A 23,120-nucleotide genomic window follows, 5' to 3' on the forward strand; every position below is an offset into this window, starting at 1 on the left:
CCCGCGAGGCTCCGCTGTCTCGGCTGCCAAGTTCCGTCTCTCGGTTACCAGGCTCCGTCCTCTCTGCCGCCAGGCTGAGCCCTCTCGGCAGCTTCCCGCCTTTCCGTCCTCTCCGCCCTCCCACCCCAGCCGATTCCATCGGGTCCCCGCGAATGCGGCATATTTTAACCAATCCTTGGAGAGCGTAAGGGTGGGGGTGGTCCCGATGGAAACGCCTTGGATCCGATTCGGGCGAATTCCGTGCATCATGGTGATCCTGTTATCGGTAGGCTTGCTGAATCACGTCATCATCGCGCCGCTCGTGCTGCAGGCGTCCGGGCGCGACGCCTGGCTGACGATTCTGCTGTGCGCGATTCCGCTGCCGCTCTGGCTTCTGCTCGTCTATCCGATCGTCCGCTCCATCGGAACGCGGCCGCTCGGCGATTGGCTGGCCGAACGGACCGGCAAGACCGCCCGAGCGGCGATCGTCGGCGTGGTGCTTATCCTGCTGCTCATGATCTCCTATATCACTTCGACCGACACGATCTCCTGGGGCTCGAGCACTTATCTTCCGGAGACCCCGAAGCTGGTGACGTCCGTCGTCTTCGTGGGGACTTGCGTGGCGGGGGCGGTCTTGGGCATGCACGTCATCGCTTATATGTCTTGCATTCTGCTGCCCGCCGTTTCGCTGCTCGGCGTGTTCGTCGGGACGGCCAACTCTCCTCGCAAAGATTATTCGCAGCTGTTCCCGGTCATGGAGCGCGGTTGGGGCCCGATCCTCGACGGAGCGATCTACGTCGGCGCGGGCTTCGCCGAGCTGTTCCTGTTCACGGCGTTCGCCGGATACGTCGATCGCCCGTTCAAGCGCCGGCACCTCATCGCGACGGGCCTGTTCATCGTGGTCCTCTGCTGCGGCCCCGTCATCGGGGTTCTGACGGAATTCGGACCCGACGAAGCGATGGGGCAGCGGTTCCCGGCCTTCGCCCAATGGCGTCTCGTCCAAATCGGCAAATATATCGAGCACATCGACTTCTTCGCGATCTACCAGTGGCTGAGCGGAGCGTTCGTGCGGACGGCCGCGGCCTTGTGCCTCTGCTTCGATCTGATCGGCATCCGCAAAAGAAAGTTCCGGGCCGCGGCGGGCGCGCTCGTCGGCGCGATCATCGTCGCCTTGACGGTTTATCCGTTCGGGGACACGGCGGAATACCGTTTCTACGGCCGGTACTTCGCGTTCTCGTTCTATCTTGTTCTCGGTCTGTTCGCGTATATGTTCTTGATCGCCACGTTCTCCGGGAAGAGCGGGAGAAGGGGGGATGCCGATGCTCTCGACAGGTCATGATTGGTTCGACGAAGGGATCCGCGATTGCGCCGACGTCGTCGTGAACGAGCTTCGTACCGAGGGCGATCGAACGCCCTTCGCGTTCGCCCGTTCGCTCGTGAACGACGAGATGCTGAACGAGACGCTTATTCCGCGCCTGCAGAAGGCCATGGCCGAGCACGTCGGCTTCGAGCTGCAATATCCGGTGGAGCGCTTGCCTTCCGGCACGGAAGAGGAACGCCGGAACATCTTCGCGAAGCTGTTCTCGGGATTTCTTCTCCTGTTCCGGGAAGGGGAGATCGAAGCCTACGGCATCGCCAAGCTGCCCGGCAGGCAGCCGGAAGAATCGAGCTCCGAGGTGTCGGTCAAAGGCCCTCGGGACGGGTTCGTCGAATAGCTCGACGTCAACATCGGCCTCATTCGGAAGCGGCTCAAGACGCCGGATCTGAAGATCGTCCGCTATACGGTCGGTTCGGAGAACCGGGCGGATATCGCTATGCTGTACCTCCGTTCGGCCGCCAAGCCGGAATGGGTGAACGAAGCGAAGAGAAGGCTGGAGGGCATTCACGCGAAGGCGGTAGTCGGCGCGGCGCAGGTCGAGGAGATGCTCGCGGACCGCTCGGTCGCCTTGTTCCCGCAGATCGATTACGCGGGCCGGCCCGATTCCGCCGTCGCCGCGCTGCTTAACGGCCAAGTCCTGTTCACGTTGAACGGATCCCCGCTCATTTTCCTGGCGCCCGTCAACCTTCTGTCTCTTCTCCGCTCGCCGGAAGACAACTACTTGCCTTACTATTACGTCACCTTGGAGAAGATCGTCCGAATCATCTCCCTGGTCACGACGATATTCCTCCCCGGGTTCTGGGTCGCGGTCTCGTCGTTCAATATCGACCAGATTCCGTTCCCGCTGCTGTCGACGATCATCATGTCCCGGATCGGCCTGCCGATGTCGGCGACCATCGAGATGCTGTTGATGCTGGCCCTGTTCGAGGTGTTCCGGGAAGCCGGCGTCCGGCTGCCGCGGGCGGTCGGCCAGACCGTCGCCGTCGTCGGCGGCATTATCGTAGGGGATGCGGCGATCCGCGCCGGCTTGTCCTCGCCGACGATGCTGGTCGTCTCCTCGCTGACGGCGGTCTCCTCGTTCACTCTCGTCAATCAATCGTTATCGGGCGCCGTCACCGTCGTCCGGCTCTTCGTATTGGGTCTCAGCATGCTGTTCGGGATGTTCGGGTTCTTCGTCTCGTTCCTGATCGTCCTCATGTACTTGGCGTCTCTGCGGTCGTTCGGGGTACCCTATCTGCAGCCTCTCGCTCCGTTCAAGTGGAGCAAGCTGGCCTACTCGTTCTTCCGGTTGCCCGCCGACTTGTCGAACGGTCCTTACCGGCCGCGTTCGGGAGAGGGAGAACGATGAGGAAGAGACGCTTCGGCAGCGGTCCCGCAAGGGCGTCCAAGGCAGCGGGCTTGCTTCTCTCTTGCGTCCTGCTCACGTCATGTTGGGACGAAGTGATCATCCAGGATCTCCTGTACGTCACCGCGATGGGAGTCGAATACGATGCGAAGACGGGACAGTACGAGGTATACGGTCACCTGATCGACGTAACGAAGGTAGCGAAGAAGGAGGAGGGGGGCGGCAGCGGCAAAAACGTGTCGTTCGTCGGCCACGCCAGCGGCCCGTCTCCCTATTCCGCGCTGTACAATCTATACCGCACGATGCAGATGGAACCGAATCTGGACCACCTCATGACGCTGGTGGTCGGGGAGTCGAGCCTGCCGAAGCTGAAGGACATCCTCGACGGCATTAACCGAAGCCGGGCCGTACGCTACACGGTGAATCTCATGGGCACGTCGGATGCGATGGCGAAGCTGTTCCAGTCGAGCGAGATCGTCAGCAAGTCCCCCTTGAATACGAATATCTATCAGCCCGATTCGAACCCGACGAATAAGCCGTTCGACTCGCCATGGGATTTGCAGCGGATGACCCGCTCGTTCTCCCATTGCGCCTGCACCGCCTTCATCCCGCGGCTCGACAGCGTCGCCGCCTGGGAGTCCTCCAGCAAGAAGCCGAGTCTGCCCCGCTTCAACGGAGCTTACGTGCTGGCGGAGCAGCGGTACAAGGGGATGTTCACCGACGACGAGCTGGCGGGCGCGCGTTGGTTCCGAGGCACCGCGAAGAGCATCCTCGTTCCGCTGAGCCAAGACGGCGAATTCGTCGGCGCCCTTAACGTGAAGAAGGCGAAGCGGAGCGTGAAGTTCGTCGATTCGGCGGGCGCGCCCTCGTTCCGGCTGAAGCTGAAGGCGGACATGACGCTGATCGAACTGTTGAAGTCCTTTCCCGACAGGGAGCTGGAGAAGCTGGCCGAGAGCTCGATCCGCCAGGAGATCGAGCGAACGCGCAAGCTGTCGGTCAGCAAGGACGTCGATCTGTTCGGCCTGGAAGAGACCGTCTTCCGGTATCATCCGAAGCGGTGGAAGCGGCTGAAGACGGAAGGAACCGAATTCGCGAAGCTGCCGGTTCGCGTGGAGGTCGAGGTCCATCTTCTTCATCCGGGCAAGAGGAAATTAAACCAATCTTAAGAGAGGGCGAACGAGCACGATGGACGAGACCGACAACTGCGATTTCTCCCCGCTGAAGGAAGAGCTGAAGCATCGGCTCCGATTGCTTCAAAGCTATATTGCGACGACGATCGAAGCGCTCGACGGCTCCGACGACTGCATGCTGGGCGAGTTCGAACGGATCCGCAAGGATATCGGAGAGACGGAGCTTCTGGCGGGAACCTTCTACTTGAAGTGTTATCTGTCTTCTTATACGGACAAAATCCCGGAGATCACGCGTTCGGTCCGCCATCTGTCGGATCGAAGGCACGGAGCGCTCATCGTCGTCGAACGGGAGCAAGCGACCGGCGAATTCGTCACACCCGGCATCGGCATCGGAGCCGAGATTACGAACTCGCTGCTCGAATCGATCTTCGCTCCGGGAACGCCTCTGCACGACGGCGCCGTCATCCTGCGCCAAAGCCGGATCGTCAGCGCGGCCAGCGTGCTGCCGCTGTCGGTGAGGGACAGCTCGGGCCGCAAGCTCGGCACCCGGCATCGCGCCGCTCTCGGCTTGTCCGAGCGCTGCGACGCGCTCGTCGTCGTCGTCTCGGAGGAGACGGGGCGGGCGTCCTTCGCGATCGAGGGCAGGCTGTACCCGTTCGCGACCGGGACCGCGGCGGAACCGTGAGCGAACGGGCCAAATAAAAAGCGCCTCGCGAAGAGGCGCTTGGGGGGACGCGGAAGCCGCTTAGATGACGCGGCGCGCGGTATTGTAGTGGTTTTTCCACCAACCGGAGTTGATGCTGGAGATCATGACGCCCGGCTTGCCGTACGTGTGGATGATCTTGCCTCCGCCGATGTAGATGCCGACGTGGTGGATCGGGGAGTAGAAGAAGACGAGATCGCCCGGCTTCAGATTCGCCTTGGAGACGTAGCGTCCGACCTTGGATTGGGACTTGGAATCCCGGGGAAGGGAGATGCCGTACAGCCGATAGACGTACTGGGTCAGGGACGAGCAGTCGAACGAGCTCGTGTTGCCGGTCTTGGCGCCGAACTTGTACGGGCGTCCCATATATTGCTTCGCTTTGGCGATGATCTTGCTGGCGGTGCTCGAAGTCGTGACCGTTGCTGCGGCGCTTGCCTTGGCGGGCGCGAATCCGGCTGCTCCCGAGAAAACTACGGTGAGGGCGATACCGGCGGCGGCCATCATTTTGAACAGAGATTTGCGAGTCGTCATCTGGGTGTGTCCTCCTGGAATCTATGATGTGAATCTACTATATCACATCGAAATCTACCAGGATTTCTCTCTAAGAGAAAAAAGCCGGAGCTGGCACGATTCTTAAAGCCAGATGAAAATAAAATAAGAAATTCCTCAGAATTGCAACCTTTCGGGAAGGATCGGTTTCTCGTATCTGCTAATATAGAAGGGAACGGCAATAGAAGGCAAAAATTCGGAAACGGGAGGAGAGGCGAGATGAAGATCAACATTCTCGGCGCGCGCATGACCCACGATTCCTCGAACGGGTTCGTCGCGCACGTGCAATTCGAAGTGGAAGGCCACAAGCAGCCCTACGAGGCGACGCTCCAGAGCGATAACGGGAGCGAGTGGAGCCATTCGCTCTTCTTCCTGAACGAATCGGGAAGCGAAGAGGAGATCGAAGCGGTCGAGGACGAGCTCGACCGGAACGACGAGCTGTTCGGCAGCCTGATCGACGCGGCCGAAGCGTCGTGGAACCAAGAATAAAGCGCGATCGGCCGCTCCCCCGTCACGACGGAGGGCGGCCGATCTTCGATTTTATCGCTTCTTCGCTTCTTTGCTTCTACGCTTGAGCGGATAACGAGCCGCTGCGAGACGGCGTCACTTGACGACGAGAACCGGAATCTTGGAATGCTGCGCGACGTTGTGGCTGACGCTTCCGAGCACGAATTCGCGGATGGCGCCGAGGCCGCGGCTGCCCATCACGATCAGATCGGCGCCGCTGTCCGACGCGTATTCGAGCACCGCTTGGGCGGGATAGCCTTCGAGCAGCTTGTACTCGGCGCGGATTCCGGCCGGAACGCGGGCTTTGGCCGCCTCCAACACCTTGCCGGAATGCTGGACGTATTCCTGCGCCCATTCCGCCGGCGCGGTAATGAGCATGTCCCCCGAATTCAGCATCGGCGTCGTATACGCATGAACGACCGTCAGCTCCGCCCCGAACGCCTCCGCAAGCCTCGCCGCATGGTCCAGCGCTTTGTTGGCCAGATTGGAGCCGTCGTAGGCCGCCACGATTTTCGAATAACTCATCTCCGGGCACCTCTTCTCCATATGTAGGATCGATTCCGATACCGTTACTTTACCCACATTCCGGCGGTTTGAATAGGAATTCGATCATTGATTTCCATCGGCGGTTGTGCTATTATATTCGCCTTGTCGACTAAGAAACGGATAAATATGGGAGGGAAAACGGGCATGTCCGCGGACGCGAAGCATATCGAGGAAGAACGGCGCCTGAAGGACGTCCTTCGGGAGATTCGGACCCAGCTGGACGCCATCGGACCTCGCTATACGGGCAACGATTACACCGAGCAGGTTCTCGACGATCTGAGGCAGGAGCGCAAGGCGAGACTGGAAGTGGCTCAGCGGGAGCCGTACTTCGGGCGGCTCGACTTCCGGGAAGGGGGACAGCCGGCTCCGGTTCCTCTCTATATCGGCAAGGCCGGGGTCGGCGAGGAATCGTCCAGGCAGCCGCTCGTCATCGATTGGCGGGCGCCGGTATCCAGCCTGTTCTATTCGTTCAACGGAGGGGACCCGAACGTCTCGTACGACTCTCCGGAAGGAACGATTCAAGGGACGGTCTCGTTGAAAAGAAATCTGCTGGTGCGTCAAGGCGTCCTGCAGCGGGTCGTCGACAGCTACGAGGAAGGGCAGGACGCCGGGGCCGCGGTGTCCGACGAATTCCTGCTGCACCGGCTCGGGGAGAGCAAGGACAACAAGCTGCGGGATATCGTGTCCACGATCCAGCAGGAACAGGACGCCATCATCCGCACGGACAAGAACAAGGCGCTGTTCATCCAAGGGGTGGCGGGCAGCGGCAAAACGACGGTGGCTCTTCACCGGCTGGCTTATTTGCTGTATCACTACAAGGACAAGGTCAAGGCCGACCGGATGATCATTCTGGCGCCGAACCGCATGTTCCTCGACTATATCTCCGGCGTGCTTCCCGAGCTGGGCGTCGGCGACATCCGGCAGACGACGTTCGCGGATTGGGCGGCCGATCTGCTGGGAGGGAGCGTAACGCTCGCGCCCCCGGCCAAGACGCTGGAACGCTGGTTCGAGCGGAAGACGACGGAAGCGGACAAGGAAGGGGCGCCGGGTCGCTTGAAAGGAAGCGTCGCGTTCCTGAGGCGCCTCGAGGATGCGCTGGACAGGTGGGAAGCGGAGCTGATTCCCGACGAGCCGTTCGTTCCGCATCCGGGCGTCGTTCTTCCGGCCGCCCAGATTCGGGAGTGGTTCCGCTCGGAGCCGGCGGACGAACCGGTCCTGAAGAGGAGAGAACGGCTTCTGAACCGGCTGAAGCGGTGGATGGAGATTCAGCTCGGGAAGAGCCGCTGGGGCGACAAGACGATCCGTTCGAACGCGACGGCGAAGTGGAAGCAATACTCGAACAAAGTTCCGAGTCCGAGCGCGGTCGAGTTCTACGCCGGCCGCTTCCCGGACGAATTCGCCCCCGCCAAGCCGTCGTCCAAGCGCAAGCCGGTCGTAGCGGAGGCCGAGGATCTTCCGCCGCTCGCCTTGATACAATTGCGGCTGTACGGCACGGATTCGCCGAAGTTCGACCATATCGTCATCGACGAAGCCCAGGATTATTCGCCCCTGCAGCTCGCCGTTCTGAAGAAGCTGCAGCGAACGCCGTCCATGACGGTGCTCGGCGATCTCCAGCAGGGGATCCACGATTACGCGGGCATTCGCCGCTGGGCGGAGCTGACGGAGCTGTTCCCGCCGGAGGAGACGGCCTATTACGAGCTGGACCGGAGCTACCGGTCCACGATGGAGATCATCGAGTTCGCCAACCGGATTCTGGCCGGCATGGAGGGCGGCGTGAAGCCCGCCGTTCCGGTGTTCCGCAGCGGAGAGCCGGTGGAGACGGCCGAGGTCTCCGCGAAGGATCGGGCGGACGCCGCGGCGCGGATGATCCGGGAATGGAGCGGCGTCCCGGAGCTGTCCACGATCGCGGTGCTGTGCCGGACGGCCGAGTCGAGCGAGCGGATGCATGTCGGGCTCCGGGAGCGCGGCATCGAAGCGGCTTTGCTGACCGCGGATCAGCAGGCTTACGGCGGCGGCTTGACCGTCGTGCCCGTCTATCTGTCCAAGGGGCTCGAATTCGACGCCGTGCTCATTCCGGACGCGGACGAGGACGCCTACGGCCCGGCGGACGCCAAGCTGCTGTACGTCGGCTGCACGCGCGCCCTTCACCGGCTGAAGCTGCTGTACGCGGGGCGGCTGACTTCCCTGATTGTGGTATAATAGAGCGCAGATTCAGAAGACTTCCGGGGGAGCTCCGCCAATATGAACAGATCGATGCTGCTTCGCCTCGTCCCGATGCTGATCGTCTTCGGGGCGTTGAACTTCTACGTCGGCTGGCACGGGGACCTGCTGCTGTCGTCCCTGTGGCCGGCCTTCCCGCGCGCCGTCTATTGGATTCTATTCGCCGTTATCGCATTCTCTTATCTTCTCGGGAGAATGCTGATCGGGGATGGAAGCGGAATCGCCGCCGCGCCGGGCAGACTGCTCAAGGTGGTCGGCTCGTATTATTTCGCCGTGTTCGAGCTCGGCTTTCTGCTGGTCGTGCTGGCCGACATCGCGGCTCTCGTCGCGTATCTGTGCGGCGCCGACATGTCCGCGTTCGTTCCTGCGGCCGGCGGCATCGTCGTTCTCGCGCTGCTTGTCCTGCTCGCCTGGGGTTCGAGGAACGCCTGGAGCCCCGTCGCCCGGACGTACGATATCGAGGTCGCGAAGAAGGCCGGGGACTTGAAGACGCTCAAGATCGCGGTCGTCTCCGACATCCACTTGGGCAACACCGTCGGCAACCGCCATCTCGATCGGCTCCTTCCGCAGGTGAACGAATGGCGGCCGGATCTCATTCTGCTCGCCGGGGACGTGATCGACGACAGCATCGAGCCGTTCGTCCGCCGTTCGATGGCCGATCGGCTCGCGCGGCTCGAGGCCGAGTACGGAACGTTCGCGGTGCTCGGCAACCATGAATATTACGGCGGCCACATCGAGGAGTACGTCGAGCGGATGCGCGAGATCGGCATCCCGGTGCTGAGGGACGAGACGGTGACGGTCGCCGGAGGCGTTCAGATCGCGGGCCGGAAGGACAAGACCGCGGAGGCGGCGGATCCGGAAGGAAGGCTGCCCGTTCGGGAGCTGACCGCCTCCTTCGACCGTACCCGGCCGATCGTCGTCCTCGACCATCAGCCGTACGGGTACGACCTCGCGGCCGAGGCCGGAGCCGATATTCTGATCTCCGGCCATACGCACCGGGGCCAGTTCGCACCGAACCACTGGATCACGAGAAGGCTGTTCGAGCTGGACTGGGGTTACCTGCGCAAAGGGAGCATGCATGCGTTCGTATCGTCGGGCTTCGGAACGTGGGGGCCGCCGATCCGGCTGGCCAGCCGTTCGGAGACGATGCGGATTACCGTTCATTTCAAGGAGGAGACCGCTTGAGATCGTTGCTCTACGGGTTGACAAGGGCGTTCGGCGTCAGCGCCCTTTGCTTTATCGCTTTTGCCTGCGTGGCGCTGCTCGTCGGGTTCGACCGGATCTCCGGCTTCGACGAGGCCGTCATCCGGTCCGTGCAAGGCTTGGAGACGCCTACGCTGACGAAGGCGATGGAGGCCGTCTCTTCGATCGGGACGACGAAGCCGGTCATCGGCATCGCGCTCGTCGTCATGGCGTTCCTCTACTTCGTTCTTCGGCACCGCAAGGAGCTGATTCTGTTCGTCGTCGTCTTGGCCGGGTCGACCGTGCTGAACAACCTGCTGAAGGCTCTGTTCCGCAGGGAGAGACCGACGCTGCACCGGCTCGTCGAGGAAGCGGGGTTCAGCTTCCCGAGCGGCCATTCGATGGCGGCGTTCAGCCTTTACGGCATTACGGCCTATCTGCTCTGGCGCCATATTCCGAGTCTGGCCGGCCGAATCGTCCTGATCGTTCTCGCCGTCCTTGTCGTCGGGACGATCGGATTCAGCCGGATTTACCTCGGGGTTCATTATCCGAGCGACGTCATCGGGGGCTACTTCATGAGCGCCTGCTGGCTGGCCGCTTCGATCGGCGTTTTCCAACGGCTCGCGAAGAGGCGACGGTCGACGACTCCCCTTCGTTGACACGCGGCGGGGCGATGTGCTAATTTGTTAGTAAGCCTTTATTCATTTTAATCTTATCGGATATATCAGAATTATAGCCACGGCCTACCCGACGACAGGAGGCTCCGCTTATCGCACCCGGCGTGCGAGAAGGGAGCCTCTTTTTTTCATTGGATCGGTCGGAGACGGGGAACGCGAACGAAGGAGATGGAGAGCTTGACGTTGAGACTTAGTTTGCTGGATCAGAGCCCGATTTACGAAGGAGAGTCGCCTACGCGGGCGCTCGAGCACACGATCGACCTCGCCGTGTTGGCCGACCGGCTCGGCTATCACCGCTTCTGGGTGTCGGAGCACCACGATTCCTCCCTGGTGGTCGGGTCTTCGCCCGAAGTGCTGATCTCGCACCTGCTGGCGAAGACGACGCGTATCCGCGTCGGCTCCGGCGGGGTGATGCTTCAGCATTACAGCCCCTACAAGGTAGCCGAGAACTTCAACGTGCTGGCCGCGCTCGCCCCGGGCCGCGTCGATCTCGGAATCGGCCGTGCGCCCGGAGGGCTGCCGCATTCGACGCGGGCTCTCCAAGGAGAAGGCGCCGCGCAGGCGCCGCTCGGCGACAAGCTGGAGCAGCTCGACCAATATTTGCGCAACCGGCTGGACGAGAACCATCCGCTTCAGGGGCTTCGGGCGACGCCGGTCGTCTCCCGTCCGGCGGATCTGTACCTTCTCGGCGCGACGGGCGCGAGCGGACAGCTCGCCGGAGAGTTCGGCGTGCCTTACGTGTTCGCCCTCTTCATCAACGGAGACGAACAGGTCGCCCTCGAAGCCTTGGAGAGCTATCGCCGCAGCTTCCGGCCGGTCCGCTCGGAGAAGCCGGAGCCGATTCTGGCTCTGTCCGCGATCGTGGCGGAGACGGAGGAGGAGGCGAAGCGGATCGCCGCGGACTTCAAGCTGGTGAAGATTCATCTGGAGAGCGGCCGCACCATAACGGTGTCGAGCCTGCAGCACGCCGAAGAGTTCGGCAGGCAGACGGACGAGAAGTACACAATCGAAGCGAAGGATGCTAACATAGTCGCAGGAACCAAGTCGAGCGTACGCGAGCGATTGCTGGACATCCGGAACCGGTTCGGGGTGGACGAGGTCATTCTGACGGTCCCCGCCAAGGAATTCGGCGACCGGGTTCGCACGATCCGGCTTCTGCGGGAGGCGTTCTCGGAGGTCCCCGCGGAGGGCTGACAGGGAGGCGGTAGGAGAGCATGGACCATTCGGCGTTAGATCTATGGGAGGGGGAGGGGCTGCAGGGCAAGCTAGCGGCGATCCGCAGGCACCTGCATCGCTACCCCGAAGTGGCGTACGAGGAACACGAGACGACGAAGGCGATCCGGAACTGGCTCGCCGAGGCGGGCATCGCGGAGGCGCAGCATTCGCTCGGAACCGGGCTCGTCGCGGAGATCAAGGGGGCGGAGGACGGCCCCGTCGTCGCTCTGCGCGCGGACATCGACGCGCTGCCGATCCAAGAGGAGACGGGGCTTCCGTTCGCGTCGGCGATTCCGGGCAAGATGCATGCGTGCGGCCACGACTTCCATACGGCGGCGATCCTCGGAGCGGCCTTCTTGCTCAAGCGCGCCGAGAGCCGGCTCAAGGGGACGGTGAAGCTTCTGTTCCAGCCGGCGGAAGAGAAGGGGACGGGAGCGCTGCGGGTGCTGGAGAGCGGCGCTCTTCGGGGAGTCGACGCGATTCTCGGCCTGCACAACAAGCCGGACCTGCCCGTCGGGACGGTCGGGATCAAGCCGGGGCCGCTTATGGCTTCGGTCGACGGGTTCAAGGTCGAGGCGACCGGAGTCGGGACGCACGCGGCCGTTCCGAACGCGGGCGTCGATCCGATCGTCGCGTCCGCGCATCTTGTGACGGCGCTGCAGACGATCGTCAGCCGCAACGTCGGCTCCCTGCGAAGCGCGGTCGTCAGCGTGACGCGAATCCAGAGCGGGACGACGTGGAACGTCATTCCCGACAAGGCGATTCTGGAGGGCACGATCCGCACGTTCGACGAGAGCTTGCGTTCGGAGGTGAAGGAGCACTTCGAACGGATCGTCGCCGGGGTGTCGTCCGGGCTCGGCGTCCGCTCCGAGATCCAATGGTATCCCGGACCTCCGAGCGTCGCCAACGATCCTCGATTAACGGAATTAATGATTCATGCGGCTAATCGTATCGGACTTAACGTCGTGACGCCGGAGCCTTCTCCTGCGGGAGAAGACTTCGCGTTCTATCAGCGGGAGATTCCGGGCGCGTTCGTCTTCGTCGGAACGTCGGGGCCGCACGAGTGGCATCACCCCGCGTTCGACCTGGACGAGAGCGCGCTGGAGCCGGCGGCCCGGCTGTTCGCCGAAGCCGCCGCCGAGGCGCTGGAGCGTCTCGCCGAAGGGAGGAGGAACGAACATCCGAATCCATTATGACGTCATCATCGTAGGCGCCGGCTCGATGGGGATGAGCGCCGGCTATCACCTGGCCAAGCAAGGCGTCGATACGCTGCTCATCGACGCATTCGACCCGCCGCACGGAGAGGGCAGCCATCACGGCGAACCCCGCCTGATCCGGCACGCGTACGGAGGGGATTCGACGTACGTGTCGATGGCGCTGCGGGCGCACGCGATCTGGCGGGAGATCGAGGAGCTGACGGGAACGAAGCTGCTCGTGCCGTCCGGCGTGCTGAACATGGGGCCTCCGGATGTCTATCCGTTCGAAGAGCGATTGGCCTATTCGTCGCTGTTCAAGGTGCCGGTCGAGCGGCTCGGCGCTTCCGACATCCAATACCGCTGGCCCGGTATTCGGCTGCCGGAGCATTACGAGGGCCTGTACGAGCCGGGGGCCGGCTATCTGTTCAGCGAGAAGTGCGTGAGCGCCTTCCGCACGCTCGCCGTCGAACGCGGCGCGACGCTCCTTCCGTACACGAGGGCGGAGAGCATCCAAGTCTCCCAAGGACGCGTATCCATCCGGACCAGCAACGGCATTTTCCATGCGGAGAAACTCATTCTAAGCGCCGGCGCGTGGTTCAAGACGCTCGCCCCGTTCGTCTCGCTGCCGATCCGGCCGGTCCGGAAGGCGGTGGGGTGGTTCGAAGCGGACGAAGCGCTGTTCGACACGGGGACGTTCCCCGGCTTCACGCTGGCGACCGCCGAGGGCGGGTTCTACGGCTTCCCGAGCATCGGCGGCTCCGGCGTCAAGATCGGGCGCCACGATACCGGCGCCGCCTGGAAGCCCGGGAGCGAGCTGGAGCCGTTCGGCTCGTTCGCGGAGGACGAGGGCGACCTGCGCGGCGCGCTCGAGGCGTTCATGCCCCGGGCGGCGGGCAAGCTGCTTCGCGGGGCGGTATGCAAGTACGAGCTGACGCCGGACGAAGACTTCATCATCGACCGCCATCCGGTCTATTCGAACGTGCTGCTGGCGGGCGGCTTCTCCGGCCACGGCTTCAAGTTCGCCAGCGTCGTCGGGGAGATCCTCGCCGATCTGGCGACCGGCTTCGAGCCCCGGCACGACATTCGCCCGTTCTCGCTGTCCCGCTTCGGCAAGGAGCAGGTGTCCTGACGGAACGAGCGGATGTCGGCGCCGCCGAGGAGTGGACCGCAAGAGCGTACGTGAGTGCGCTCTTGCGGTCGTTATCGGCGGAGGCCGCAAGAGAGTAACGCGGTTACTCGCTTGGGTTCGTCTACGGCAAATTGGTCGCAAGAGAGTAATGCGGTTACTCACTTGGGTGCGTCTACGGCAAATTGGTCGCAAGAGAGTGACACGGTTACTCTCTTGGGTGTGTCAAAGGCGAATTAGTCGCAAGAGAGTAACGCGGTTACCCACTTGGGTGCGTCAATGGCAAATCGGTCGCGAGAGAGTAACGCGGTTGCTCTCTCGGACGCGCGTTTCGTTTCGCCTTTCCGAGACTCCTTGAGTTTGTGCGGCTTTCTAGTAACGTCGCCTCGCAATCACCTCGTTCCTATCGTAAACCTCCCAACTTCCCAACCTCCCAACTTCCCAACCTCCCAACTTCCCAACCTCCCAACTTCCCAACCTCCCAACTTCCCAACCTCCCAACTTCCCAACCTCCCAACTTCCCCAACCTCCAAACTCCCCCCAAACCTCCCAAATCTAAAATCCTGGCTAACCTACTAGTCCTAACCAAGCCCACATAGTGCGCAATCTAAGCCGACCTCTTGAACGCGCGGTCCTCGCCACCCCGCCGACATTGCCAATTCACGGCGCTCGCCTTTCTCCTATTCGTATTGTTCGCCCGCCCCACGCAACTTCTCCTCTCAACGATCGGGACTATCGAAATGGAATGGTTAGCCAAATCCTCTTATAGCCTTTATAATGATTAATGCGCTAAACGATCGGGTCCGACGAATTTCGACTCTTCAATTCGCGCGTCTCCCTACCGAAAGTAAAGATAAGGCCATGAGGAATGACTTCCAAGATTAGCCTGCGAAAGCGAGGATCTCTATTTGGAGCACGTTCATGTAGAGCACGTTCATGGTTCTTTTGACTCGATATTGGTCATTTTCTCTTACGTTGTCGCGGTCGTTGCGTCTTACACCGTGCTGGATCTCGCCGAGCGGGTCACCAAGGCCGAAGGGAAGGGCCGCTGGTTGTGGCTCTGCTTCGGCGCGGTGGCGATGGGGCTCGGCATCTGGTCGATGCACTTCGTCGGGATGCTCGCCTTCAGCTTGCCGTTCCCGGTCGCTTACGACCTGATGCTCGTCCTGCTCTCCGTCCTGGCGGCCATGGCCGCTTCGTTCGTCGCCCTCTACGTGGTGGGGCGGAACCGGCTGACGGTCGGCAGGCTCATCGGCGGAGGCTTGCTCCTCGCGACGGGGATCTCGACGATGCATTACACCGGGATGGCCGCGATGCTCATCGACATCGACTACGATCCTTTTATTTTCTTCCTCTCGATCCTGATCGCGCTCGTCGCGTCGGTCGCGGCGCTGTGGCTCGCGTTCTACTTCCGCAAGGGGGGAGAGCAGGGGGAGATCTGGAAGAAGATCGGAAGCGGCCTCATCATGGGAGCCGCAATCGTCGGCATGCACTACACGGGCATGGCGGCGGCCGAGTTCCACCCCGTCGTCCGGGCGGCGATCTCGTCCTCCCTGGTGCTCGATCACAAGTGGCTGGCCTACTTCATCTCCGGCGGCACCTTGTTCACCCTGGGGCTGTCCCTGTTCGGAATCTTCATCTCGAAGCGGCTCTCCAGCAAGGATTCGGAGATTCAAGACAAGACCCGCGAGATTTATTTGAAGAACCAGGAGCTTCAGTCCTTGAACGACCATCTCGAGGAATTGGTCCGCGAGAGGACCGCCCAACTGGAGAAAGCCCATGACGAGGCGATTCAGGCGAATATGGTCAAGAGCCAGTTCCTCGCCAACATGAGCCACGAGCTGCGGACGCCGCTTAACGCGATCATCGGTTACAGCGAGATGCTGATGGAAGACGCCGAAGATCTCGGGGAACCGACGTTCTCCGAAGACCTGGCCAAGATCAGCAAGGCGGGCAAGCATCTGCTCAGCCTTATCAACGACATACTGGACATATCGAAGATCGAGGCCGGCAAAATGGATTTGCACTTCGAGACGTGCGACGTGCCCGGGCTCGTCCAGGACGTCCTGACGACGGTCAAGCCGCTCATCTCGGCCAACGGCAATCGCTTGGAGACGAGCTTGGCCGAAGGAGAGATCACGACCGACGTGACGAAGCTCCGTCAAATTCTGATCAACCTCCTCAGCAACGCGAGCAAGTTCACGAAGGAAGGGACGATCGCCTTCGAAGCGGCCCGCCAGGCCAGAGGCCGGCAGGACGGCTACCGCTTCAGCGTCAGGGATACGGGAATCGGCATGACGCCGGAGCAGCTTGGACGGCTGTTCCAGCCGTTCACCCAAGCGGATTCGTCGACGACCCGGAAGTACGGGGGGACCGGTCTCGGTCTCGCGATCAGCCAGCGGTTCTGTCAGATGATGGGCGGCGATATCCGGGTCGAGAGCGAGCTGGGCGTCGGAAGCACGTTCGAATGCTGGCTGCCGATCGATCCGGCGAAGTCGGAAGCCGCCGCCGGAAGGCAAGACGCCGCGGATGCGGCGGATTCCAACCACCAGGTGAGCATTCTCGTCATCGACGACGAACCGCTTAGCCAGCAGCTGATCAAGCGCTATCTGGCCAAGGAGGGCTGGACGCTGGCGTTCGCCGAGAGCGGCCAGGAAGGACTCGAATTATCGCGGAAGCTGCGGCCCAAAGTCATCTGCCTGGACATTCTCATGCCGAGCATGGACGGATGGAGCGTCTTGTCGGCGTTGAAGAACGATCCGGAGCTTCAGGATATTCCCGTCATTATTTTATCGGGGACGAGCGACATGCAGCTCGGGTACGCGCTCGGCGCTTCCGAGTTCCTGACCAAGCCGATCAAGAGGGATCGTCTCATCTCCATTATCGACAAGTACGTTCCGGCGGGCAGCGAGCAATCGGTGCTCGTCATCGAAGACGACGCCGCGGCCAGCGAGATGATGGCCAGGCTGCTTCAGAAGGAAGGCTACGCCGTTACCCGGGCAGTCAACGGGCTTCAAGCGCTGGAGAAGCTGGCCGGGGAAGCGCCGAAGCTCATCCTGCTGGACCTGATGATGCCGGAGATGGACGGCTTCCAATTCCTCGCCGAGCTGCGCAAGCGGGAGGAGTGGAACGACATTCCCGTCGTGGTGGTGACGGCGAAGACCATCACGCAGGAGGACCGCTTGAAGCTGAACGGCTACGTCAAGGGCGTCATTCAGAAGGGGACGTTCAGTCCGGCGACCTTGTTGGAGGCTATCCAGAATTCCATCGGGAAAATCAAGGAGGCAGGAAGCGATGCACACCGTTCTGCTAGTGGAGGATAACGAGCTTAATCGCGATATGCTGAGCCGAAGATTGACCCGGAAGGGATATCGCATCCTCTCCGCGGAAGACGGGGAGCAGGGCGTCGAGATCGCCCGGCGGGAGCGCCCGGATTTGATTCTGATGGATATGAGCTTGCCGGTGCTCGACGGATGGGAAGCGACGCGGAGGCTGAAGGCGTCCGAGGAGACGCGGAAGATCCCCGTCATCGCCCTGACGGCCCACGCCATGACCGGCGATGCGGAGAGAGCCTACGCGGCCGGGTGCGACGACTTCGATACGAAGCCGGTCGAGCTCGAACGGCTGCTCGGGAAGATGCAGTCCGCTTTATCGAACAACTTAGAGGATGGTTAAGCGCAATGGTAGATCTCAGACAATCCAAGATTCTGATCGTGGACGATCAGGAATACAACGTGAGCCTGCTGGAACGGATTCTGGGACGAGCCGGATTCAAGAACGTGCACAGCACGACGGACTCTCTGGAGATTGAAGGAATGCTGGACGGGATCGATCCCGATATCGTCCTGTTGGACTTGCACATGCCGGGCATGGACGGGCTCCAGGCGCTGCGGCTTATCCGCGAACGCAAGGGGGAAGACGTCTATCTGCCGGTGCTCATGCTTACTGCGGACACGACGCCCGAGGCGAAGCAAGAAGGGCTGAAGGCCGGGGTCAACGATTATTTGACGAAGCCGTACGACCGGACGGAGGTTATTCTTCGCATCGAGAACCTGCTTCGGACGCGTCAGCTGCACTTGCAGCTTCAGCAGCATAATCTCACCTTGGAGGACCGGGTCCGGGAGAGGACGCTGGAGCTGCAGCAGGCCAAGTTCGAAATCCTGCAGCTGCTGGGGAGAGCCGGCGAGTACCGCGACGACATCACGGGGAGCCATACGCAGCGCGTGGGGCAATTGTCCGGAATGATCGCCGCCCGGCTGGGCCTTCCCGAACCGGAGGTCGATCGGATTCGTAGAGCGGCTCCCCTTCACGACATCGGCAAGATCGGCATACCCGACGATATTCTGCTGAAGCCCGGCCGGTTCGAACCCGAGGAGTTCGAGAAAATGAAGAGCCATACGACGATCGGCGCCAACATTCTGGAAGGAAGCTCGTTCGATGTGCTGCGGCTGGCGAGAGTGATCGCGCTGTCCCATCACGAGAAGTGGGACGGCACCGGTTACCCGAATGGGCTGTCGGGGGAACAGATTCCGATCGAAGCCCGAATCGTCGCGTTGGCCGACTTCTATGACGCCCTGACTCACGAGAGGCCATACAAGCAGGCGTGGACTCCCGAGGAGGCGGCATCGGAGATCGAGACGCAGCGCGGGCGCCACTTCGATCCCCGGGTGGCGGACGCGTTCCTCGAGTTGTACCGCGGCGGGGAAATCTTTATACTGGACCAGAACGAATCCCGCCCTTGACGGACGGACAAGGAGAGAGGACCATGCTGTACGATTTGAAGCCCGACTTGGAGCGGCCCGAAGTTCTCGAGCTTCTGGAGATGACCGTCTTCCCCGATCCGGAGCGGCTCGAGCGAGCGATCGGCGAGTACCGGGACGATCCCCGGAACGAGCTTCGAGGGTATCGATCCGAAGAGGAGAACCGTCTGATCGGCCTGATCGGTTCGCGGCTGGATCCGGAAGGCGAGCTGGAGATCCGGCACATCGCGGTCGTTCCCGACGAGCGGGGCCGGGGCTACGGCCGCGCGATGATTCTGGAGCTGCTGGCGGAGAAGGATCCCAGGGTCATCGTCGCGCGGACCGACGAGGAAGCCGTCGATTTCTACCGGAATATCGGCTTCACGATCGAGAGCCTGGGAGAGACGGTACCGGGAACGGAACGCTTCAAGTGCACGTATGTAACGGAGCTTGACGAGACCGAGTAAGACGTCGATCCGGTTATTCGCCGCGCGGCCAAGCGCGAGCGGCCGTCCGGAGCGGAAGGAAGCGATCGGCCTTTGCGGGTCGGTTGCTTTTTTTTCTATTGGCGCCCCTTTGAACAGTCATTCCGATTCTAGTCGTCGCGAGGATTAGAAGATTTGGCGGAAAATGCTATAATAACGGTAGCAAAGCGGTTCGGAGCCGAACGACGACGAATGATCGCGCACAACCTCCGCCGAACGGGCCTAACCGCTTGGCGAAGTCAGTACCGGAACCCCGCGCACCGTCGGATGTGAATCGATCGACCTAGGAGGAGGAGGAATCGGGATGCTTCGACGCGACGACGTATACGACCACATCTCCAGCCGTTACGAGCTTCTGATCTCGAAGGAGGATTACGAGGGGAACATCGCCCGGGCGATCGCCGGCATCGTCCGGATGCAGGGGAAGGACTTCGTCGACCTGGGAGCCGGAACGGGGCGGTTAACCCGTCTGTACGCTCCGATCGCGGCCAGCGCGACGGCCGTCGACCGGGCGGCGGACATGCTGAAGGTCGCGGCTTCCAAGCTGGCCGCGGCCGGCCTCTACAATTGGCGGACGATCGTGTCGGATTACCGCCGGGTGCCGCTCGACGACCGATGCGCGGACGTCGTGACGGCGGGCTGGACGCTCTGTTACGTCGCCGCGTCGGACGTGCCCGGACGGGAAGAGCATCTGGAGACGGCGATCGGGGAGATCGACCGGCTTCTGCGCGACGGAGGCACCTCGATTATTCTGGAGACGCTGGGCACCGGGGAGGAGGAGCCCCGGAGGCCGGAGCATCTGAGAGAGTATTATGACGCTCTGGAGCATAAGTACGGCTACCGGCATCTCGCCATCCGCACCGATTACGCCTTCGATTCGGCCGAACAGGCGGAGTCGCTGTGCAGAGACTTCTTCGGGGACGAGCTCGGCGACCGTATCCGCGAGCAGGGGCTGCGGATCGTTCCGGAGAACACGGGCATCTGGTGGCGGACCAAAAGCGAGAAGGGATAAGGACGGCCGACGCGGTTCGTCCCCGTAATCAAACGTCATCCGAAGGAAGCGTGCTTCCCGGGATGACGTTTTTTTCTGCATTTGTCCGATTCACATACACATTCAAGTGCGAATCGAAATAACTCGGGATAGGTTTCGTTAGCGAATCGGACACTCGTCATTTTGTGGCATGGGCGCCGGCGCTCCCGCATCGGCTCTCAGCCAAGGGTCTTGACCGAACGGCGAACGATCAGTTCGGACGGGAGAACGATTTTTTTCCAAGGTCCCGCCGCTTCGCCTTCCTTGATCCGGTCGATCAGCATCTGCATGCCGAGGTAACCGAATTGGTACGCTTGCTGGGAGATCACGGTCACGAACGGGTCAACCTCCGCGTAGGACGCAAGTTCGTCGAAGCAGACGATGGACATGTCGTCCGGGGCTTTGCGGCCGCGCGCGGCGAGGCTGCGCATCACCTCGACGGCCAGGAAGTTGTTGCCGGCGATAATCGCGGTCGTGTCCGGATCGATCCGGTCGAGCCACGCCCCCACCTCCGACAAGTCGTTGCGCGGACCGAAGCTCGTCTCCAACACGTTGTTCTCCGAATATGCCAGATCGTTCAGCTTCAGCGCTTCGCGGAATCCTTCCAGCCGCTGCCTCGCCGACGAGACGTGCGGCGATCCGTTGATCAGCGCGATGCGGCGATGCCCCCGCTCCGCCAGATGCCCCACGAGCTGCCTCGCGCCTTCCTTGCCGTCGCCGAGCACGATGTCGCTCTCCACGCCGGGCACTTCCCGGTCGATCAGAACGAAGGGCACGCCGTGCTTGCGGAGCATCTCCAGGTGGGGGAGGGAGGCGTCCCCCGTCGGCGCGACGAGAACGCCGTCCGTCCGCGTCTTCAGAATCGTGTCCAAGTATTCGTTCTCCTTGTCCAGATCCTCGTCGCTGTTGCCGAACAGCAGCCGGAACCCGTGCTTGCGGGCGGCGTCCTCCGCGCCCCGGGCCAGCGTCGTATAGAAAGGGTTCGTAATATCCGTAATGAGCAGGAACAGCAGGTTCGTCTGCTGAAGAACGAGGCTCCGCGCCATCTGGTTGGGCACGTAGTTCAATTCCTCCATGACCCGCTTCACCTTGGTCCGCGTCTTCTCGCTGATGCGTCCTGTGTTATTGATAACTCTCGATACCGTCATCGCGGAGACGTTCGCTTTGGCGGCAATGTCGTAAATCGTGACCATCGTCTAGCTCCTTCTCGACCAATCCTGTTCTTATCTTACCGAAACGGAGCATTGACAGCAAGACAAAACGTTGTTAATTTAGGGTTATCGGTAACACAATTTATCGACCTGGAGGGTATCATTTATGGCAGATCTGCAGCACCGTTGGCAAGACGGATTCCCCAAGATCGGCATTCGGCCGACGATCGACGGCAGGCGCAAGGGCGTCCGCGAGTCGCTGGAAGAGCAAACGATGAACATGGCCAAGGGCGTGGCGGCGCTGCTGAGCGAGAACCTGCGCTATCCGAACGGGGAACCGGTCGAGTGCGTCATCTCCGACAGCTGCATCGGCGGCGTGGCGGAAGCGGCCGCATCGGCGGACAAATTCGCGAAGGCTGGCGTAGGGGTATCGATAACCGTCACTCCGTGCTGGTGTTACGGAACGGAGACGATGGACATGGATCCGTCGATTCCGAAGGCCGTCTGGGGCTTCAACGGAACGGAGCGTCCGGGAGCGGTTTATCTGGCCGCCGTGCTGTCGGGCTACGCGCAGAAGGGACTTCCCGCGTTCGGCATCTACGGGGAAGACGTCCAGGACGCCGGAGACGCGACGATTCCGGAAGACGTCAAAGGCAAGTTGCTCGGCTTCGCGAAGGCCGGACTCGCGGCGGCTTATATGCGCGGCAAGTCGTACCTGTCGATGGGCTCGGTATCCATGGGGATCGCCGGCTCGATCGTCAATGACGCTTTCTTCCAGGAATATCTCGGCATGAGAACCGAATATATCGATATGTCCGAGTTCGTCCGCCGCATGGAAGAAGGCATCTACGACGACGCGGAGTTCGAGAAAGCGCTTGCATGGGTGAAGGACAACTGCCTGGAAGGACCGGACAATAACCCGCCTCATCTTCAGACGTCCCGCGAGCGCAAGGACAAGGATTGGGAGACGGTCGTCAAGATGGCGATGATCTCCCGCGACTTGATGGTCGGCAACCCTCGTCTCGCGGAGCTCGGATTCGGCGAAGAAGCCCTCGGGCACAACGCGATTCTGTCCGGCTTCCAAGGCCAGCGCCAGTGGACCGACCACTTCCCGAACGGCGACTTCCTCGAATCGATTCTGAATTCTTCGTTCGATTGGAACGGCATTCGCGCGCCGTATCTCGTCGCCACCGAGAACGACAGCCTGAACGGCGTCGTCATGCTGTTCGGCCATCTGCTGACGAACACCGCGCAGATCTTCGCGGACGTCCGCACGTATTGGAGCCCGGATTCCGTCAAGCGGGTGACCGGTCACGAGCTGTCCGGCGCGGCGGCCGGCGGCATTCTGCATCTGATCAACTCCGGTTCGGCGGCCCTCGACGGCACGGGAGAGCAGACGAGGGACGGCCAGCCGGCCATGAAGCCGTTCTGGGAGATCTCGGAGGAGGAAGCGAAGAAGTGCCTGAAGGCGACGTCCTGGCGCCCGGCATCGGTCGAATATTTCCGCGGGGGCGGCTATTCTTCGGACTTCCTGACGCGCGGCGGCATGCCGATGACGATGTCCCGGCTCAACCTGGTGAAGGGAATCGGCCCCGTGCTGCAGATCGCGGAAGGCTACTCCGTCGAGCTTCCGGAGCATGTCCACGACGCGCTCGACAAGCGGACGGACCCGACGTGGCCGACGACCTGGTTCGCACCGAAGCTGACCGGGCGGGGCGCGTTCCGTACCGTTTACGACGTCATGGACAACTGGGGAGCGAACCACGGCTCGATCAGCTACGGCCATATCGGCGCGGACCTGATCACGCTCGCCTCGATCCTGCGCATTCCGGTCAGCATGCACAACGTGGCCGAAGAGCATATTTTCCGCCCGCGGGCTTGGGGACTGTTCGGCACCGACAACGCCGAGAGCGCCGACTACCGGGCATGCGCCAACTTCGGACCTCTCTATAAATAAGAAGC

19 protein-coding genes and 1 pseudogene are annotated in these 23,120 nt (G+C 61.9%); 17 read left to right on the top strand and 3 right to left on the bottom strand.

The window, feature by feature from the left end; translation table 11 throughout:
* Positions 1-205 precede the first annotated feature (205 nt).
* From H7B90_RS19625 to cdaS, 4 genes and pseudogenes are all read left to right on the top strand, one after another.
* Complete coding sequence (locus tag H7B90_RS19625) at positions 206-1,318, top strand: GerAB/ArcD/ProY family transporter (RefSeq protein WP_185137590.1); 1,113 nt, start codon at positions 206-208, stop codon at positions 1,316-1,318.
* Positions 1,299-2,705 (top strand): annotated as a pseudogene (locus H7B90_RS19635) (spore germination protein). The gene H7B90_RS19625 and the pseudogene H7B90_RS19635 overlap by 20 nt, the downstream one beginning before the upstream one ends.
* Positions 2,702-3,868, top strand: a complete 1,167-nt coding sequence (locus H7B90_RS19640; RefSeq protein WP_185137592.1) for a Ger(x)C family spore germination protein — start codon at positions 2,702-2,704, stop codon at positions 3,866-3,868. Before H7B90_RS19635 ends, H7B90_RS19640 begins: the two are co-directional and overlap by 4 nt.
* 19 nt (positions 3,869-3,887) lie before the next feature.
* Complete coding sequence (cdaS, locus tag H7B90_RS19645) at positions 3,888-4,517, top strand: sporulation-specific diadenylate cyclase CdaS (protein ID WP_185137593.1); 630 nt, start codon at positions 3,888-3,890, stop codon at positions 4,515-4,517.
* 60 nt (positions 4,518-4,577) lie between these two features.
* On the opposite strand, the gene H7B90_RS19650 is transcribed toward cdaS, so the two are convergent.
* A complete protein-coding gene (locus H7B90_RS19650) occupies positions 4,578-5,066 on the bottom strand; it encodes a C40 family peptidase (protein ID WP_185137594.1) in 489 nt (162 codons plus the stop codon).
* Between the two features lie 237 nt (positions 5,067-5,303).
* Here H7B90_RS19650 and H7B90_RS19655 point away from each other — a divergent pair, with 237 nt between their 5' ends.
* The gene (locus H7B90_RS19655; protein ID WP_185137595.1) at positions 5,304-5,573 is read left to right on the top strand and encodes a hypothetical protein; all 270 of its coding nucleotides are present in this window, start codon (positions 5,304-5,306) and stop codon (positions 5,571-5,573) included.
* A 114-nt stretch (positions 5,574-5,687) separates the two neighbouring features.
* Here the strand turns inward: H7B90_RS19655 and H7B90_RS19660 are convergent, their stop codons facing one another.
* Positions 5,688-6,116 carry a universal stress protein gene (locus H7B90_RS19660; protein WP_185137596.1) on the bottom strand — a complete coding sequence of 143 codons (429 nt, stop codon included), beginning with the start codon at positions 6,114-6,116 and terminating at the stop codon, positions 5,688-5,690.
* 165 nt (positions 6,117-6,281) lie between these two features.
* Here H7B90_RS19660 and H7B90_RS19665 point away from each other — a divergent pair, with 165 nt between their 5' ends.
* The 11 genes from H7B90_RS19665 (at position 6,282) to H7B90_RS19715 (ending at position 19,989) form a co-directional block, all read left to right on the top strand.
* A complete protein-coding gene (locus tag H7B90_RS19665) occupies positions 6,282-8,336 on the top strand; it encodes a HelD family protein (RefSeq protein WP_185137597.1) in 2,055 nt (684 codons plus the stop codon).
* A gap of 42 nt (positions 8,337-8,378) precedes the next feature.
* Positions 8,379-9,542: a metallophosphoesterase gene (locus H7B90_RS19670; protein ID WP_246578459.1), complete on the top strand. Its 1,164-nt coding sequence runs from the start codon at positions 8,379-8,381 to the stop codon at positions 9,540-9,542.
* Positions 9,539-10,198 (top strand): phosphatase PAP2 family protein, encoded by a 660-nt coding sequence (locus H7B90_RS19675; protein ID WP_246578458.1) that lies wholly within the window; start codon positions 9,539-9,541, stop codon positions 10,196-10,198. The genes H7B90_RS19670 and H7B90_RS19675 overlap by 4 nt, the downstream gene beginning before the upstream one ends.
* A gap of 195 nt (positions 10,199-10,393) precedes the next feature.
* Positions 10,394-11,410 carry an LLM class flavin-dependent oxidoreductase gene (locus H7B90_RS19680; RefSeq protein ID WP_185137598.1) on the top strand — a complete coding sequence of 339 codons (1,017 nt, stop codon included), beginning with the start codon at positions 10,394-10,396 and terminating at the stop codon, positions 11,408-11,410.
* A gap of 20 nt (positions 11,411-11,430) precedes the next feature.
* Entirely contained in the window at positions 11,431-12,627 is a 1,197-nt protein-coding gene (locus H7B90_RS19685; protein WP_185137599.1) for an amidohydrolase, read from the top strand.
* On the top strand, positions 12,611-13,756 hold the full coding sequence (gene solA, locus H7B90_RS19690) for an N-methyl-L-tryptophan oxidase (protein ID WP_376701740.1): 1,146 nt from the start codon (positions 12,611-12,613) through the stop codon (positions 13,754-13,756). The genes H7B90_RS19685 and solA overlap by 17 nt, the downstream gene beginning before the upstream one ends.
* A 905-nt stretch (positions 13,757-14,661) precedes the next feature.
* A complete protein-coding gene (locus H7B90_RS19695; protein WP_185137600.1) occupies positions 14,662-17,076 on the top strand; it encodes a response regulator in 2,415 nt (804 codons plus the stop codon).
* Complete coding sequence (locus H7B90_RS19700; protein ID WP_185137601.1) at positions 17,048-17,428, top strand: response regulator; 381 nt, start codon at positions 17,048-17,050, stop codon at positions 17,426-17,428. Before H7B90_RS19695 ends, H7B90_RS19700 begins: the two co-directional genes overlap by 29 nt.
* Positions 17,429-17,433: 5 nt before the next feature.
* A complete protein-coding gene (locus tag H7B90_RS19705; RefSeq protein ID WP_185137602.1) occupies positions 17,434-18,495 on the top strand; it encodes an HD domain-containing phosphohydrolase in 1,062 nt (353 codons plus the stop codon).
* 23 nt (positions 18,496-18,518) lie between these two features.
* Positions 18,519-18,959 (top strand): GNAT family N-acetyltransferase, encoded by a 441-nt coding sequence (locus H7B90_RS19710; protein WP_185137603.1) that lies wholly within the window; start codon positions 18,519-18,521, stop codon positions 18,957-18,959.
* Positions 18,960-19,281: 322 nt separating this feature from the next.
* Positions 19,282-19,989: a class I SAM-dependent methyltransferase gene (locus tag H7B90_RS19715; RefSeq protein ID WP_185137604.1), complete on the top strand. Its 708-nt coding sequence runs from the start codon at positions 19,282-19,284 to the stop codon at positions 19,987-19,989.
* 197 nt (positions 19,990-20,186) lie between these two features.
* Here H7B90_RS19715 and H7B90_RS19720 read toward each other — a convergent pair whose 3' ends face one another.
* On the bottom strand, positions 20,187-21,200 hold the full coding sequence (locus tag H7B90_RS19720; RefSeq protein WP_185137605.1) for a LacI family DNA-binding transcriptional regulator: 1,014 nt from the start codon (positions 21,198-21,200) through the stop codon (positions 20,187-20,189).
* Between the two features lie 124 nt (positions 21,201-21,324).
* On the opposite strand from H7B90_RS19720, the gene H7B90_RS19725 reads away from it, so the two are divergent.
* Positions 21,325-23,115 (top strand): L-fucose isomerase, encoded by a 1,791-nt coding sequence (locus tag H7B90_RS19725; RefSeq protein ID WP_185137606.1) that lies wholly within the window; start codon positions 21,325-21,327, stop codon positions 23,113-23,115.
* Positions 23,116-23,120 lie beyond the last annotated feature (5 nt).

Source organism: Cohnella xylanilytica (assembly GCF_014212175.1).
Lineage (GTDB): Bacteria > Bacillota > Bacilli > Paenibacillales > Paenibacillaceae > Cohnella > Cohnella xylanilytica.